We start from the raw sequence: 17,634 nt of genomic DNA on the forward strand, positions 1-17,634 counted from the left end.
AGTTATTCAGTTATTCAGTTGTTCAGTTTTTTCGATATGCGGGAGGTTCATAGTTCACAGTTCATTGTTCACAGGCCTTTATTCTGAACTCGCGATTAATTGCAAGCAGGATTTGGAGTTGAGGAGTTAGATAGTGGGGTGTATTTCACGTTTCACGAGTTCGCGAGGCCTTAAATTTCGGACACTATTGCCGATTGCCGATTGCCGATTGCCGAAGAAGTGCGGAGTTCAGAAATATAAGAAACCGTTTCACGTTTGCCGTTTCACGTTTTACGGCTTCGCGAGGCCTTAAATTTCGAACACTATTGCTGATTGCCGACAAAACAAAAGCCCAGCCTCAGCTATTTGTTACCCTAGCTTCGGCCGGACTTTCTAATTAGCAGATTCTCTCAATAATTATTATAAGTTACCCCTCAGTTCCTGTTCCCGCTCAATGGCTTCGAACAAGGCTTTGAAGTTTCCTTTTCCGAAACTTTTAGCGCCTTTGCGCTGAATGATCTCAAAGAACAGCGTAGGCCGGTCTTCAACAGGGCGGGTAAATATTTGTAATAAATAACCTTCATCATCCCTGTCAACCAAAATACCCAGCTCTTTCAGCGGCTCCAGGTCTTCATCAATATGCCCTACCCTGTCTAGCAGGTCATCGTAATAGGTGGTTGGCACTTTCAAAAACTCAACGCCACGGTCACGTATGGTGGTTACGGTTTCAACAATATTGTTGGTGGCCAGTGCTACGTGCTGACAGCCTTCGCCATCATAATATTCGAGGTATTCTTCTACCTGCGATTTCTTTTTACCTTCTGCGGGCTCATTGATAGGGAATTTTACAAAGCCATTGCCATTGCTCATTACCTTACTCATGAGGGCCGAATATTCGGTAGAAATATCGTTATCGTCAAAGCTCAGGATGTTGCGGAAGCCAAGCACCTCTTCATAAAAACCTACCCATTTGTTCATCTGGTTCCAGCCTACATTACCCACGCAGTGGTCAACATATTCAAGACCGGTTGAGATAGGATTGTATACGGTTTTCCATTCTTTAAACCCGGGCATAAAAGCGCCGTTGTAATTCTTTCTTTCAATAAAAAGATGCACCGTTTCGCCATAGGTATGAATACCGCTAAGCACTACTTCGCCATGTTCATCTGTAAGGCGGGTAGGTTCCATATAGCTTTTGCCGCCGCGTTTTGTAGTTTCTTCCCAGGCGCTGGTAGCATCCTGTACCCGAAGGGCCAGTACTTTTACGCCATCGCCATGTTTGTAAATGTGATCGGCTATGGGGTTGCCGGCACGTAAAGGCGTAGTTAATACAAAAGTGAGTTTGTTTTGCCTTATCGCATAGCTGGCGCGGTCTTTTACCCCGGTTTCGGGACCTGCATAGGCCAGCGACTGAAAGCCGAATGCGGTTTTATAAAAATGGGCCGCCTGTTTTGCGTTGCCTACATAAAACTCCACATAATCGGTGCCTTCAAGGGGGAGAAAATCGGTTTGTGTGTTAGGCGCAGCCGCCATCAATGTCTTTGACATACTATTTTGTTTAAACGGTATTTAAGCAATAGCACAAACAGAACAATTAACAATAATTGCCTGGTTGCAGCGGTGAATAGAAATGTAAGTGGGGGAATCGTATGATACGAACTCGAAGTAAGAGGTACGAAGTACGAAGTTTAAGGCTAGGGAATGGATTTGAGGTCCGAATGAAAGACTCTTCTTACTTCCTACTTCTTATCTCCTACCTCATAAAGACTGTCCATGGCAAGGGCCTCCATCAGCAGGAAGTAGCCCATGCGTTTGTCGTTAAAAACCTTATGTGGGTAATCGGGTTTCATTTGCAGCAACAAAGATAATAAAATATTGAAAACTATTTTATTAGAAGTTATATGCACCAGGTGATGCAGCGCTTTATAAGTAACTTTATAACAAACACATTGCTAAATGTTTTACATAAGGCTAAACAGGGCCATACTGCTGGCTTTTTTGCTTTGTATCAATACTGGTTTACTGGCCGGCACCCTGGTTGTTACAGTAGATGGGTCAAATAATACAGCAGCCGATACCCTTCAGCTTACAAGCGATAATGAACTAACCGGCGACCGTTTGTTACAGCTGATGGTACCTGTAAGTGCGGGCGCAATAAAAAGCTACAGCTATAAAACAGCCACGGCACTGCTTATGAATTTAGATGGCGCCTATTTTATAATAGGCAGCAATGATTCCATAGCAATAACTTTTAACAAGGCAGCCAATAAATATGAAATAGCCGGCGGAAGGTTTCCCGGAAATTATGCCATTTACCAGGCAATTAAATCGGTTAATGCACCATTTGAAAAGTACCGCAAAGCAGATGATAATTTTGAAGAATATGTGCAGGCGGTTGATTCAGTAACAGCTGTAAGATATGCAATGCTAAACGAGGCCCGGGAAAGAAACACTATGTCGCGCGAGGCGTATACCTGGGTCTCGGCTTATGTAAAATACCTGCACCTGTTTGCATTGCTATTTTATAAGAGTTCTGCCACCTTTCAAAAACAATTCCCCCAAAGCGGCAGCCGGTATATAAAGCAATTCCAATTGAGCGATTTTCAAAAAGATGAACTGGAAAATCTGTTGCCCTACGCCCTGGCTACCGTGTCCTATGTAACTACCATTGCCCGGCTGAAAGACAGCAGCAATTACAGAACAGTGGCACTGGACCATGCACTGGATTCTTTTACCGGTAAAACCAGGGGTATGTTATTGAGTGCCCTGATGATAAATTCTTCCTTTAGAAAAAACATCAGTAACGACAGATTACAGCAATTACTTACGCAGGTGAACAGGTTACAACTTCCAAAGAACTATTTACAACCCATTACAGTAGCCTGTCTTAAACAACTACGGGAAGGAAGGCCTATTGATTCAATGGTATTGGCCGGCGCCAGGTTGTTAACGCCCGATGGGCGCACCATCACATTGAAAGAGCTGCTGCAATTGTACACCGGCAAAGAAGTGCTGATTGATTTTTGGGCCAGCTGGTGCGGCCCCTGTATACAATCGTTGCCCAAAGTGGCAAAATTGGAAAAGGATTATGCTGTATGCTATGTGTCATTAGATACAGATAAACAAAAGTGGAAAATGGCGGCTCAAAAACATAAGATTGAAAAAGCACAGTATTTATTGATCAATAATTACAACAGTGTGCTGGCTGCCTGGTTGTTCATTTCTGCTATTCCAAGGTATATTGTCCTTGATGCATCGGGCGCGGTGAAGCACGTGGAATTACGCCTTTAATGCACCCTAACCACTTATATGCCAGTAAGTTCCAGTTTATTTGGAGCGGCACTGCCCCACTTCCCGCTTCATTGCCCTGATACTACTTCACTTCCTTATCTTTGCCGCTTAACTAAATACTAAGCATGCAAAAAATTGGTATCCTTGGCGGCGGACAATTAGGTAGAATGTTATTACAGGCTGCTGCCAACTATCCCGTAGAAACCTTTGTCCTTGAAAACGACGATCAGTGCCCTTCAGCCCATTTATGCCATCATTTTGTAAAAGGTGATATTCGCAATTTTGATGATGTATATAATTTCGGGAAAGGACTGGATGCCATTACTATTGAAATTGAATCGGTGAACGATGAGGCGCTCGATAAACTTGAACAGGAAGGTGTACGGGTATACCCCCGCCCTTCGGCCCTTCGTACTATAAAAAATAAAATACTTCAGAAAGAGTTCTACAAAGAAGCAAGCATACCCACTTCTTCTTTTGTTGTTACCCAAAACCTGGCCGAATTAAGAGCTAATGCCAATTTTCTGCCGGCCGTTCACAAAGTAGGCGTTGGCGGTTATGATGGCCGCGGTGTTCAATTACTAAATACCGCTGCCGACATCGAAAAAGGTTTTGATGCGCCGGCGGTGCTGGAGAAAATGGTGACCATTCACCGCGAAATTTCACAGATCATTGCTGTAAACGATAAGGGGGAAACAGCCCTTTACCCGCCTGTTGATATGATTGTTGACCCCAGGCTTAACCTGCTCGATTACCAGCTTGCGCCGGCCGAAATGACCGACCGCGTATTATGGAAAGTAGAAGCCATTTCACTGGCGGTAGTAAAAGGACTAAAAAGCCCGGGTATTTTTGCAGTTGAACTATTCGTTGATAAACAGGGCGACGTTTTCGTGAATGAAACGGCCCCACGTGTTCATAACAGTGGCCATCATACTATAGAAGCAAATTACAGTTCGCAATTTGATATGTTATGGCGTGTTATGTTGCAATATCCGCTAGGCAACACCGATCATATTTTACCAGCTGCTATAGTAAATTTAGTAGGCGCCGAAGGGTTTACAGGCGAAGCTAAATATGAAGGTTTAGATGAGGTGTTGAAAATGGAGAATGTATTTGTTCACCTGTATGGAAAAAAACAAACCAAGCCTGGCCGCAAGATGGGACATGTAACTATCGTCTCTAAAGAAAGACAGGATTTAACGTATAAAGCGAACAGGATTAAAAACATATTAAAAGTCGTAAGTTAGCATACGTTCAGCCTGCCGTTCATACCCTTTTTGGTAATGGGCCTTTGTTAATACATTAATTTTGCGGGCGTGAAACAAGTAACACTAAACGGTAAACAAGGAAACGTATACTCCGCATTAAGACTTGATTAATACGGAATATTTTTTCTTGTTTACCGTTTCTTGTTTTACGCTAAACAAACATTTAAAAACTCAGATGAACCGTAAAAGCCGGATTGTAATTGGAATTATTCTAGCCTTCATTTTTGTATCCTGCAAAAACGAGAAAAAAGAAACCCCTGCAAATGCCGGCCGTACTGGTGGTGGCGATCGCCCCGTACAGGCTGAAGCATTTATAGTGAAGACAAAATCCCTTAGTGAGAACCTTGAAATTCCCGGAACCCTGTTGCCTTTTGAAGTAACGGAGATCCGTCCTGAAATTTCGGGCCGGGTAATAAGCTTAAACATTCCCGAAGGAAGTTTTGTACAAAAAGGAGCTTTGCTTGTAAAGATGTTCGATGCCGACCTGCAGGCCCAGTTAAAGAAGTTGCAGGTGCAACTTGAAATTGCGCAAAAAACAGCCGAACGTCAGGAAGCTTTGCTTAAGATAGAAGGTATAAGCAAACAGGAAGTTGACCTTAGCCAGTTACAGGTAAGCAACCTGAAAGCCGACATAGAGCTTATTAAGGTTGATATAGCTAAAACAGAAGTAAGGGCGCCTTTTCCCGGTCGTATTGGGTTAAAGAACATCAGCAATGGTGCTTATATTACGCCCACTACCCTGCTTACTACCATTAGCCAGGTAAACCAGCTGAAGCTTGAGTTTTCTGTACCGGAAAAATACAGCGAAGCTATGCGTAAAGGCCGTCAGGTAAGCTTTAACGTTGCAGGCACTGATAATAAGTTTACAGCTGCTGTATTGGCTACCGAATCGAACATTGAGGCCAATACCCGTACCTTAAAAGTGCGCGCGATTGTAGCGGGTAAACATAACCTGCTGGTGCCGGGCGCATTTGCCAAAGTGGCTTTACAATTGGGAAAGAACGACCACTCGCTGATCGTTCCTTCGCAGGCGATCATTCCACAGGCGCGTAACAAACGGGTGATCGTTTATAAAGGCGGTAAAGCTGATTTTACAGTGGTTACAACCGGCATTCGCGATTCCTCGTATGTGCAGGTATTAGATGGCGTGAAGGAAGGAGATACTATTTTAACTACGGCATTACTGGCGATACGCCCTGAAAGCAAAATCAAATTAACCAAAGTACAATAAGCGATTTAGATGAATATCTCGGAACTGAGTTTACGGCGACCGGTGTTGGCAACGGTACTGAACATCCTCATTGTGTTGTTCGGGGTGATCGGTTTTACCTTCCTGGGCGTTCGTGATTATCCTGCCATTGACCCGCCTAACGTAAGTGTGCGAACGCAATATCCCGGCGCCAATGCAGAGATCGTAGAATCACAAATTACTGAACCACTCGAAAAAGCCATCAATGGTATTGCGGGTGTTAGAAATATCACGTCTACAAACAGCCAGGGCGTAAGCAGTATTAACGTTGAGTTTGAACTGAGCATTGACCTGGAAGCTGCAGCCAACGATGTGCGCGATAAAGTATCACAGGCGCAGCGTTCATTACCCGATGACCTTCCGGCTCCCCCTGTGGTGGCAAAAGCTGATGCAAGCTCAGATGCCATCATTTCCATGACGGTGCAGAGCAATACTCGCAACCAGCTTGAGATAACCGAATATGCCAACAACGTACTGGTTGAACGGTTGCAAACCATTCCCGGTGTCAGCGCTATTCAAATATGGGGCGAAAAACGGTACGCCATGCGTATCTGGTTCAACCCGGCAAAACTAAGCGCTTACGGGTTAACCCCCGGCGATGTACAGGCTGCATTGAACAAAGAGAATGTGGAGCTGCCTTCGGGTAAAATTACCGGTAATAGTACCGAATTAACCATCCGTACGTTTGGCCGGTTGACCACGGAAGATGATTTCAATAATGTTATCATAAAGAACGTCAATGGCAGCGACATCAGGTTGAAGGATGTGGCCGAAGCAGTACTGGGCCCCGAGAATGAAGAAACCATTCTGAAGGAAAGCCGCATACCGATGATCGCATTGGCGCTGGTGCCGCAACCGGGTAGTAACTATGTTGCTATTTCGAACGAGTTTTACAAAAGGCTCGATCAGCTTAAAAAAGAAGTACCACAGGATATTAAACTGGGAATAGCGCTCGATCAAACAAAGTTCATTAAGAAGTCGATCTCCGAAGTGGAGGAAACGCTGATCATCTCCCTCATTCTTGTGGTACTGATCATCTATTTGTTCTTCCGTAGCTGGCTCATCGCTTTCCGTCCGTTGATAGATATCCCTGTGTCGCTGATAGGCGCCTTCTTTATCATGTACCTGAGCGGGTTTACGGTAAACGTATTGTCGCTGCTGGGTATAGTACTGGCAACCGGGTTGGTGGTGGATGATGGTATTGTGGTAACCGAAAACATCTTTAAAAAGATGGAAGAAGGTATGAACAAATACCAGGCGGCCAAAGAAGGTTCAAAGGAAATTTATTTTGCCGTAATTGCCACCTCTATTACACTGGCCATTATCTTTTTACCTATCATCTTCTTACAGGGTTTTACCGGACGTTTGTTCCGTGAGTTTGGTATTGTGGTAGCCGGCGCCGTATTGATCTCGGCCCTGGTATCGCTTACCTTAACGCCCGTACTGAACGTAAAGCTTACCCGTAATGTACATAAACATGGCTGGTTCTATCATAAAACGGAACCTTTCTTCCGTTGGATGGAAACAGGTTATTTTAATTCGCTGAAGAAATTTATGCGGGTGCGCTGGATAGCCTGGGTAATTGTGGCTGGCTGTACGGCGCTTATTATATTTATTTTCGGAAGTATAAAATCTGAGCTGGCGCCATTGGAAGACCGCAGCCAGTTTCGTTTACAGATCACCGCACCCGAAGGTACATCGTTCGATTATATGGATGCCTATATCGACCGCGTGGCACAGTTTGTAATGGATTCAGTGCCCGAAGCCAAAACGGTGCTTACTGTTACAGCGCCTGGTTTTAGCGGCTCGGGCGCTACCAATACAGGTTTTGTACGTGCTACATTAAGCGAACCTAATGAGCGTACCCGTTCGCAGCAGCAGATCGTTGATATGATAAACCGTAACCTGGGTAAGTTCTCTGATGGTAAGGCATTTGCCATACAGGAGCAAACCATTTCAGTAAACCGCAGAGGGGGTTTGCCGGTCCAATTTGTTATTCAGAATAACGACTTCAATAAACTGGCCGAAGTATTGCCCAAGTTCCTGGAACAGGCAAACAAGAACCCGGCCTTCCAGGGTGTAGACGTTGATCTGAAATTCAACAAGCCGGAAGTAAATCTTCAAATAGATCGTATAAAAGCCGCCCAATTGGGAGTAAGTGTGGCCGATGTATCGGGCACCCTGCAATTAGCGCTTAGTAATTTGCAATTGGGTTACTTCTATCGAACAGGAAAACAATATTCAGTAATTGGCCAGGTAGCGCGTAACGATCGTGACGATCCTACCGACCTGAAGAATATATATGTACGCAATAACCGGGGCGAGCTTATTTCGCTCGATAACCTGGTTAGCATGCAGGAGCAAACAACGCCGCCTACCCTGTACCACTTTAACCGGTACAAATCGGCTACCATATCGGCCGGCGTGGCCCCCGGGCATACGCTGGGTGAAGGTATAAAGGCTATGGAAGACATTGCCAAACCTTTACTCGATGGAACTTTTTCAACTTCACTGGCTGGCGCCAGCCGCGACTTTGCTGAAAGCAGCGGCAATATCATGTTCGCATTGGTACTGGCTATTGGATTGATCTTCCTGGTACTGGCAGCCCAGTTTGAAAGTTTTATTGATCCCATCATTATCATTATTACGGTGCCAATGGCCTTTGCCGGCGCGTTGTTATCACTCTGGCTGTTCGATCAAACCTTCAATATATTCTCTCAAATTGGCATGATTATGCTTGTAGGGCTTGTTACCAAGAACGGTATCCTTATTGTGGAGTTTGCCAATCAGAAACAACATGCAGGCATGTCGAAGCGCGATGCAGTTATTGAAGCTGCCAGCGCACGTTTACGGCCAATTTTGATGACCAGCCTTGCCATGGCCCTGGGTGCTTTGCCCATTGCCTTATCACTGGGTGCCGCATCAACCAGCCGTATTCCATTAGGTATTGTGATCGTAGGTGGTATTATGTTCTCCCTGATACTTACGTTGTACGTGGTACCTGCGGTTTATTCGTTCCTGAGTCGCAAAAAACATAAGAGCGAAATGGAATTAATGGATGAAAAGGAAAGCAGTAGGGCGTAAAATACAGATTGCAGGTTTCATGTTACAGGTTGGCAGGTTTTCCCCTGCAACTTGCAACCTGAAACCTGTAACGTTTTCAACAAACAAACAGTTTCTCTTTATATGAAATATGTTTCAATAACTTTTATTTTTCTTTTCGGTTCCATTCTGGCAAAAGCGCAACAGCAACTTACCCTGCAGGATGCCATTGCTGCTGCGTTGAAAAACAACTACGACATTTTGTTAAGCCGTAACGACTCTACATCCTATGCGCTGGACCGTTACTATTCATTTGCCGCCTTTTTACCAACAGTGAATGGTGTGGCTAACGTAGTATGGAATACCAATAACCAACAATTGAAGTTTGCCAGCCGCAGTAGCGGTAAGGATAGCCTGGTTACCCGCAATGGCGTTCGCACCACCAATATGAACTATTCGGTTAACCTTAGCTGGACGCTTTTTGATGGTATGCGCATGTTTGCTACCCGCGAACGATTGTATGAGCTGGAGCAATTGGGCGGTATAAGCATTAAAGCACAAATGGTGAACAGTGTGGCAGCCGTTATTAATAATTACTACAATATCGTTCGACAAAAGCTTCAGTTGAAAGCGGTGGAAGAACAAATGTCGCTCAATGAAGAACGAATGAAGCTGGCCGATAAAAAATTATCGGTGGGCCTGGGCAGCAAACCCGAGTTATTACAGGCCAAAGTGGACTACAATGCCCAAAAAGCAGCACAAATAAACCAGCTTACACTCATAGCTCAGTTGCGCGATCAGCTGAGCCAATTGATAGGTTTCAAAACCGGGTCGGTTTACGAAGTAGCCGATACCATACCAACCAATATGGGTTTACAATATGGTGAGTTGGCTACAAAATATGAGGAAACAAACCTCGACCTGCAGGTAGCAAAAAAGAATATTGAAATTGCCAACATCTCAGTTAAAGAAGCAAAAGCCGGATTTTGGCCCACGCTTTCGTTTAACTCAGCTTATAATTTCACTTCAACCAATAACAGCGTTGTAGTAAACCAGAACCAACCCTTTTTTAACCAGAACAAGGGATTGAATTACGGGTTTGGCCTGAATGTGCCCATTTTGAATGGTTTCAATACCCGCCGCTTAATTAAACAGGCGAAGCTGGATGTTTCGTATCAGCAGATTGCTTACGAAAAGCAACGGACCCTGATTGATGTAGGCCTTACCAATTCATTTAAAAATTATGAAGCGCAAAAGCAGTTGCTGATGCTTGAAGATGATAATATAGTACTGGCCGAAGAAAATGTGGCCATTGCCCGCGAAAGATGGAAACAAGGGGTTGCTACCTTTATTGAATACCGCGAAGCGCAGTTCAGTTTACAGGATGCCCGCAACCGCCTGTATGCTGCCCAGTATAATTTGAAGCTGGCCGAAACGGAATTATTGAGGTTGAAAGGTGATCTGTTAAAATAGCTTATGTTTGTGGTTTGTAGTTTGTTGTTTGTGGTTATTCCCACATGCAGCAAACTTTTCCTTTTTAGGACATAATGTGTTTAAGGTTTTGAAGTAGCCATATTAAGCTTAATTATTAATTATGGCAACTATTACAAAATTTGAAGACCTCGAAATCTGGCAGTTAGCAAGAATTTTGAGTAAAAAAGCCTATGCATTAACCTTTAAGGAACCACTAGCCTCTGATTTTCGGCTTAAGGATCAGATTCGAGGCAGCAGTGGTTCTATAATGGATAATATTGCCGAGGGGTTTGAAAGAGGGAGTCGGTTGGAATTCATAAATTCATTATCCATCTCGAAAGGAGAAGTATTTTATTACATATCTTAACGCCTCGAAAATTAAAGGTCAAAAATTCAAAAACAGAGACCAGAAATGAGTGAACCACAAACTATAAACCACAAACAACAAACTGTTCAGGTTGGAATAATCATGGGCAGCGATAGCGATCTGCCTGTTATGCAGGCGGCTGCCGATGTACTGAAGGGATTTGGAATATCGTTCGAACTAACAGTGGTTTCGGCACACCGTACACCGGTGCGCATGATGGAATATGCTACAAAGGCGCGGCAAAGAGGACTGAAAGTGATCATTGCCGGGGCTGGTGGCGCCGCACATTTGCCCGGTATGGTAGCCTCATTAACACCCCTGCCTGTAATTGGGGTGCCCATAAAATCATCCAATTCAATTGATGGTTGGGATTCTGTATTATCGATTCTACAAATGCCTAATGGCATACCAGTTGCTACAGTAGCGCTGAATGCGGCTAAAAACGCCGGCATTTTGGCAGCATCCATTATTGGTTCATTTGATGAACATATTGGAAATCAGGTAGCGGCATATAAGCAGAAACTAGAAGAAGAAGTATTATCAAAAGTCGAAAACTTGAAAAAACAGGGGTGGGAGAATAAATTTGATTAGGGAATCACAAACCATCCTTGTAATTTGCGCACGGTATGAAACTCAAATTGCTCGACTATAGAGAAATTCCGGATTTGCCCGTTGGCTCAAACCTTGAATTTTTTAACGACACCCTGTATTTGGTTGATGATGATGCAAGCGATATGGCTGCACTCAACAAAAAATGGCAACTACTCGCCAATCATCAATTATTACGGTACGATGATCCGAAAATACTTCCCGGCAGTAAATCCGATTTCGAAGCAACTACCATTGTAGAGGTGAATAGCATTCCCCGCTTACTGGTATTGGGTTTCGATATAAAAGACAATCATCACAAAGCCATTTTGGTTAACCTCGATGATTATACTACAGAAGAATTCGACATTACCGAATTTTATAATAGATTAAAAGCAACGGTTGGCGTTATCAATATTGAATCTGCCGCCATTGTACTGGGTAAACTGGTACTGTGTAACCGTGACCATAAAGCTTCTCCTGAAAATCACATCATCGTTACCGATGCCGATTTTTGGAAGAACCAGGCCAATGCCGAGATCACTACTGTTAGTTTTGATCTGCCCCAAACACCTAACCAGGTAGTAGGGTTATCGGGTCTCGCCTATTCGTATAAAAACGACTGGCTGGTTGTTACTTTGTTATCAGAAAGCAACGACAAAGAACATAAAACCACCGGTGATAGTTACCTGGCCGTTATTGAGAATGCTTCACGCAAAGTTGTTCGCAAGAAAATGAAAGTGAACGCCCTTTTTCATTTGAGCGAGATCAGTGATGACTTTGCCGGCTTTAATATGCAGTCTATTTGTATAAGAACTGAAAAAAGCAGCAGACTGAAATTATATCTGCTTGCCGATAACAAGGCTGGAAAGAACGGCGTATTCACCGTTCGGGTAAAAGAATAAGGGAGAAAATCGCAAATAACAAGATCCAAATAAAATCCCAAATTTCAAGTTCCAGGAATTCTTCCTGGAACTTGGAGTTTGGGATTTAGTATTTTTTGGGTTCTTAGTGCTTGGGATCTGGAATTTAAAAAAAGTGCCATTCCGTATTACAGAATGGCACTTTTTAACTTTTCTATACGTGTGAACTAAAACTTTTTCAAAAATAAGTGAGTTGACCCCGATTGATTTTCAAAATTGGGAAAACTGTTTACGGTTTTGGAAAAAGAACTAGCCTTCTTCTAAGATTGTAAACTCCTGTTCTAACGTTAGAGAATGTTCATATACGATATGAATAAATTCACGACCCCATAAAGCATACCAGGGCATAAAATTATCAACCCTTTCCTGCAGGCCATTCTTTGGGAACAATGCCTTTCTGATGGTTTGTATTTGCCGTTGTTCTGTTTCGTATTTCTTTTTCTCGGCGCGCAACATTTTCTTCTCCAACTCCTGTAAAGGCTTTATTGTTCGGGCCTGTAAGGCTTCCACATGTTGCAGTAATGATCTGTCGATATTCGCTGCTTTGTCTTTTAACAGATCGTATACGCGCATGGCAGCTTCCAGTTCATTCTTTAATTTCAACTCGCCATTTTTTTGACGGCTTACCAGCATTGTAAGTACATCCTGTTCGGGTTGAAAAAGATCTTTTGTTTGTAAATCCAGCTTCCGGATCTTCTCCTGCCACTTTTTTTCTATGATCAAAAACGAATTACGCACCACTAACATAGGGAACGGTACTTTGTAATGATTGAACAGGTCCTTTAGCTCAAGCCAGTAAGCTGTTTCGCCGCCACCGCCAATAAAGGCAATATTGGGTAACACCGTTTCCTGATACAGGCCGCGTAGTATCACGTTCGGACTGAACCGCTCCGGATTATTTGCCAGCTCGGCCAGTATTTCGTCTTTGGTAAAACTGAGGGTTGTATTTCTTACTTCGTACTTATCTCCTTTCAGCTCTATCAACTCACGTATATTATCTTTTAAGTAAAATAAATTGATAGGGCGTGGGTGCGCCTGCGCCTTATACTGCTTCGATAATTGCTCAATGGTCTTCTCTACTACACCGGCGGGCGTTTGTTGCAACAGGTCTTCGCGAAACACCGGCTCCATTGCCTTTTTCAGGTTGGCATTATCGGGCATAATAACTATCAAACCATATTCAGCAAATAATGCGTTAATGAGTTTGAAAGTGGCCGTTTGTATATCGGGGCTTTGCAAATAGCAATCGCGCAACAGCTGTATAAGCTCCTTTCCAAAAGGTTGTACCGACAACTCCCCTTCTATGCGATGAATGAGTTTATCGAGCCCCTTGGTGTTCATACGCCCTACGGCACCGGTTTGATTTGTTTCCCACACCAGTTTATCGCTGCTTAGGTACACATGGCCCAGTTCATCAAGATCGGCATCTTCGCTGCCCATCCAGAATACTGGAACAAAATGTTTATCAGGAAACTCTTTCTTCAGCCTGTCGGCCAGTTTTATTACGTGCGCTATTTTGTATATAAAATACAAATGCCCCGTAAAGATGGCCGGCTGGTGCGCCGTGGTTATGGTAAATGTATTGGGTTGTAATAGCTGTTGAATGTTCTGCTGAACAAGTGCAGAGGTCTCAATGCCCTTATATTGCTCCTGTAATTCTTTTACCAGCAGGTTACGGTCTGGTTGAGCCTGTTGGCGGGCCTGTATGGCGGCAGCCATCCCTTCCAGCGAAACAGGGTGCGTATAAAAAGGCTTTATTGCAGGCGACTGGTTAAGGTAATCTATAATGATCTTTGAAAAATAACCGGTCTGTTCAAATGATAAATTGGTAGAATTACAATCCATAATTAAGCAAATGGGAACATAAAAGTACTATCAATCATGCGATTGCCATAACTGATCGTCATTTTTAACGTTCCATTCTTACTTTAGTTCATAAGCCACGATCTTATTTTTCCAGAAGGTGGGTACATATACGATGCGATTTTTGGCATCGTAGCCAATATCGGCGGTATTTATCTTTTGTTCGCGGGTATCTAGCAGGTTTTGCTTGGTGCCGTCGCCATTTACATACCAAATAACGCCGCCCCAGCAGCTTACTATATAATCTTTTCCTTTTACATGCTCCAGCCCATCGGTGCCGCCTTCCATACCTTCGGCCAATTTGGTGAGCGATTTGTCTTTTTCAACTTTATACAATCCGCCGGCGTCGAGCACAAACAGGTCATTACCATCAATCAAAACGCCATTGGGGCCTTTCAGGTTTTCGAGCCAGGTAGTAACCGTGCCGTTCTCTATGCGGTGCACTTTTTTGTTTTTTGAATCAGAAACGTATAGCACCCCTTTTTTATCAACGGTAATATCGTTCAGGGCCAAAGCGCCTTCAACGGGAATGGTTTGGGTAAGCGTGCCTTTTTTAATATCAATTACGCCTACTTTGTCAACATCGGCCACATACAGGTTGTTCTTGTATAAAGCCATTCCTTTGGGCGCCTGAAAACCACTTACCCAGTCAACGGTAATTATTTTACCATCGAGGCCCACCTTGCCTACCGAGCCTTTGTTATCTTTTTCCCAGGGTTGCCCATCTATATTGGTAACGTATAATATTTTGTTATCGGCATCGTACAGCACCGATTCAGGCACCTTCAGCAGTGTATCCGTTTCCCATTTTTTAACAAGTTGGTGTTCCTGGGCGTTAGCCAGGAATGTTGCCATAGTGAAAGCCCCGGCAATAAGGTGTTTTTTCATATCAAGCTTATTTTGAGGGGCTAAAGATAGTGAAAACCCATTAGGAAGAAGTTGCAGGTTACGGGTTTCCAGTTACCAGTAATAGTCAGTTACAGGATACAGGTTTCAGGTTACAGGGCCTTGCAACCTGTATCCTGAAACTTGTAACATTTTCTTTATAGAAGTCAGAATCTTTCTGGTCGAAACGCAGTAATATCAATAGTAGTCTTCTTCTTATTAACCAGTTCTTCAACCAGTTTACCTGTTGCGGCAGCAAGTGAAAGGCCAAGCATGGCATGTCCGCCGGCGATTATGAGATTAGCGTATTGGCTGTGGCTGCCTATATACGGCAACCCATCGGGGGTAAGCGGCCTTAAGCCATACCAGATCTTTTCTTTTGGCATTACATCAACCGGCAGATCGGGGTAATAAGCTTTTGCGCCATTGAAAATAGCATGTGCTCTTTTTATTAATACAGGTGAGTTAAGTCCGCTTATCTCCATGGTGCCACCCATACGCAGGTCGGCGCCCATTGGCGTCATGGCCACTCGTTTATCTACCAAAATGGCTGGGTAACGCAGGTTGCGTGAAATATTCTCATACGTCATGCTATAGCCTTTACCTGCCTGTAGCAAAATAGAAACACCCAGCTTTTCGGTTACTACCGGTAACCACGAGCCTGTTGCCAATACCAATTGCGAACAATCGAATTTACCTTTATCGGTAATAACGGCTGTTACCGTATTCCCTTGTTTCTCAAAACCGGTAACTGTTGTATTGAGTTGCAATTTCACACCGGCTTTTTGTAAATGGGCTTTTAACGTACGCATGAAATCACCGGGGTGCATATGGCAGTCTATCGGGTACAATATTCCGCCTTTTACATCTACCTGCACATCGGGTTCCATGGCCTGTACTTCCTGTGCGTTTAGTATTTGGGTTTCTATTTTTAAACGCGCGGCTTCCTTTGCCAGTTCTATTTCATGTTTTTCAACGGAGGCCGATTTATACAACATAAAGCAACCCACTTCCTGCATGCGAAAGTGATTACCTAATTCATTCTTTATATCGCTGGTTAATTCGCGGCTTAAATGAAGGATGTCGTTTAGCGGCGGCACATTCCGTTCAACCGTTTGTGCATTGGCCTGTTTACGAAAGGTCATCAACCATTTTATAAGATCAATGCTAAAGCGGGGTTTTATATAGAAAGGGCTGGTTGAACTAAGCATCCAGCGAAGGCCCTGAGCTACTATACCCGGTGAAGCAAGCGGTACAAAATGACTGGGTGATACATAACCGGCATTACCAAAGGAAGTTCCATCTGTGATATCGCCGCGTTCAATAACCGTTATTTCATAACCTTCTTTCTGTAAATAATAAGCACAGCATAGTCCAATAACGCCACCTCCTATAATAGTAACTTGTTTACTCATGTGATTGTATGATTCGTGAATGATTAAGCATCTCGAGAATAGAAACAGGTACCGGTTGCCGGTTACCAGTTACCAGGATGCTGACTTTGTATTTCCTGGAAACCGGTACCCGGTAACCGGAAAACTGCTGTTTTATAACAATCTTTCGCAATTACTCAATTGGCCTGTTAAATTACCTGAAAGCCATATGCATACGGATCATCCTCAGAATCAATAGAGATTGTATTATAACCATACACTTTCGCCCAGCCTTCGATACTTGGGCGAATGGCCGGTTTGCCATCCATCCCGAAAGCATTCGGGATTTCTTCTTCAATACGCCCTACAAACTGCGATCCTATAATACTTTCATGTATAAACGCATCGCCCTTCTTCAGTTTCCCTTTGGCATACCATTGCGCCATGCGGGCCGATGTGCCGGTACCGCAGGGCGAACGATCAATGGCTTTATCGCCATAAAACACCGCATTGCGGGCAGTAGCATTCTTGTCAATTACACTCCCAGTCCATAAGATATGCGAGCATCCATTGATGGTGGGGTTTTCGGGATGAACGAATTGATATTGTGCGTTTATTCTTTTGCGTAACTCCCGGGCCCATGCTATCAGCTGATCGGCACCATAGTGTTCTAACCCTTTAAAGTTGGGTTGAACATCCACAATAGCATAAAAGTTACCACCATAAGCTACATCGATGGTAAGTTCACCCAAATCGGGCGATGTTACCTGCAAACCTTCAGCTGCCAGGTAAGCCGGAACATTGGTAAGCTTTACACTTTTTACTTTTTTACCTTCCTGTTTGTAACTGATCATTACCAGTCCGGCCGGAGTTTCAAGCCGTACGGTACCCGGTACTTTTGGCGTAATTAATCCTTCTTCTATTGCAATAGTAATAGTACCAATTGTACCATGACCACACATAGGTAAACAACCACTGGTTTCTATGAACAACACCGCCATATCGTTTTGCGGATCATGCGCCGGATACAAAATGCTGCCACTCATCATATCGTGACCGCGGGGTTCAAACATAAGTCCTTTGCGGATCCAGTCGTATTCTTTTAAAAAATGCTGGCGCTTTTCACTCATGTTCTTTCCTTCAAGTACAGGGCCGCCCCCGGCTACCAGCCTAACGGGATTGCCACAGGTATGCGCATCGATACAGAAAAAAGTTTTCTTCATGCCCGGCAGGTAAAATAATTAAAAAATAGTAATGGCAATAGATTTCTATGCCGCATAAAACGGCAGACGGGGTTTATGGTTTGTTGTTTGTGGTTTGTTGTCTTTGGTTG

Annotated in this window: 13 protein-coding genes; 8 read left to right on the plus strand and 5 right to left on the minus strand. The window is 43.8% G+C overall.

Annotation, left to right across the window (positions count from 1 at the left end):
- Positions 1–399: 399 nt before the first annotated feature.
- On the minus strand, positions 400–1,527 hold the full coding sequence (gene hppD, locus GGD38_RS21935; RefSeq protein WP_375301345.1) for a 4-hydroxyphenylpyruvate dioxygenase: 1,128 nt from the start codon (positions 1,525–1,527) through the stop codon (positions 400–402).
- Between the two features lie 408 nt (positions 1,528–1,935).
- On the opposite strand from hppD, the gene GGD38_RS21940 reads away from it, so the two are divergent.
- The 8 genes from GGD38_RS21940 (at position 1,936) to GGD38_RS21975 (ending at position 12,162) form a co-directional block, all read left to right on the plus strand.
- Positions 1,936–3,270 (plus strand): TlpA family protein disulfide reductase, encoded by a 1,335-nt coding sequence (locus GGD38_RS21940; protein WP_375301346.1) that lies wholly within the window; start codon positions 1,936–1,938, stop codon positions 3,268–3,270.
- A gap of 125 nt (positions 3,271–3,395) precedes the next feature.
- Entirely contained in the window at positions 3,396–4,517 is a 1,122-nt protein-coding gene (locus GGD38_RS21945) for a 5-(carboxyamino)imidazole ribonucleotide synthase (RefSeq protein ID WP_375301347.1), read from the plus strand.
- A gap of 196 nt (positions 4,518–4,713) precedes the next feature.
- Positions 4,714–5,769 (plus strand): efflux RND transporter periplasmic adaptor subunit, encoded by a 1,056-nt coding sequence (locus GGD38_RS21950; RefSeq protein WP_375301348.1) that lies wholly within the window; start codon positions 4,714–4,716, stop codon positions 5,767–5,769.
- Between the two features lie 9 nt (positions 5,770–5,778).
- Positions 5,779–8,871: an efflux RND transporter permease subunit gene (locus GGD38_RS21955; protein ID WP_375301349.1), complete on the plus strand. Its 3,093-nt coding sequence runs from the start codon at positions 5,779–5,781 to the stop codon at positions 8,869–8,871.
- Positions 8,872–8,973: 102 nt separating this feature from the next.
- Entirely contained in the window at positions 8,974–10,302 is a 1,329-nt protein-coding gene (locus GGD38_RS21960; RefSeq protein WP_375301350.1) for a TolC family protein, read from the plus strand.
- Positions 10,303–10,423: 121 nt separating this feature from the next.
- Positions 10,424–10,669 (plus strand): four helix bundle protein, encoded by a 246-nt coding sequence (locus tag GGD38_RS21965; RefSeq protein ID WP_375301351.1) that lies wholly within the window; start codon positions 10,424–10,426, stop codon positions 10,667–10,669.
- A 45-nt stretch (positions 10,670–10,714) separates the two neighbouring features.
- Complete coding sequence (purE, locus tag GGD38_RS21970) at positions 10,715–11,260, plus strand: 5-(carboxyamino)imidazole ribonucleotide mutase (protein WP_375301352.1); 546 nt, start codon at positions 10,715–10,717, stop codon at positions 11,258–11,260.
- Positions 11,261–11,295: 35 nt separating this feature from the next.
- Positions 11,296–12,162 (plus strand): hypothetical protein, encoded by an 867-nt coding sequence (locus tag GGD38_RS21975; protein ID WP_375301353.1) that lies wholly within the window; start codon positions 11,296–11,298, stop codon positions 12,160–12,162.
- Between the two features lie 267 nt (positions 12,163–12,429).
- On the opposite strand, the gene bshC is transcribed toward GGD38_RS21975, so the two are convergent.
- From bshC to GGD38_RS21995, 4 genes are all read right to left on the minus strand, one after another.
- Entirely contained in the window at positions 12,430–14,025 is a 1,596-nt protein-coding gene (gene bshC / locus GGD38_RS21980) for a bacillithiol biosynthesis cysteine-adding enzyme BshC (protein ID WP_375301354.1), read from the minus strand.
- Positions 14,026–14,103: 78 nt separating this feature from the next.
- Positions 14,104–14,931 carry an SMP-30/gluconolactonase/LRE family protein gene (locus GGD38_RS21985; RefSeq protein ID WP_375301355.1) on the minus strand — a complete coding sequence of 276 codons (828 nt, stop codon included), beginning with the start codon at positions 14,929–14,931 and terminating at the stop codon, positions 14,104–14,106.
- A 164-nt stretch (positions 14,932–15,095) separates the two neighbouring features.
- Positions 15,096–16,343: an NAD(P)/FAD-dependent oxidoreductase gene (locus tag GGD38_RS21990; protein ID WP_375301356.1), complete on the minus strand. Its 1,248-nt coding sequence runs from the start codon at positions 16,341–16,343 to the stop codon at positions 15,096–15,098.
- A 167-nt stretch (positions 16,344–16,510) separates the two neighbouring features.
- Positions 16,511–17,524, minus strand: coding sequence for a 4-hydroxyproline epimerase (locus tag GGD38_RS21995; protein ID WP_375301357.1), 1,014 nt, complete (start codon positions 17,522–17,524; stop codon positions 16,511–16,513).
- Positions 17,525–17,634 lie beyond the last annotated feature (110 nt).

This window comes from Niastella sp. OAS944 (assembly GCA_024809215.1).
Lineage (GTDB): Bacteria > Bacteroidota > Bacteroidia > Chitinophagales > Chitinophagaceae > Niastella.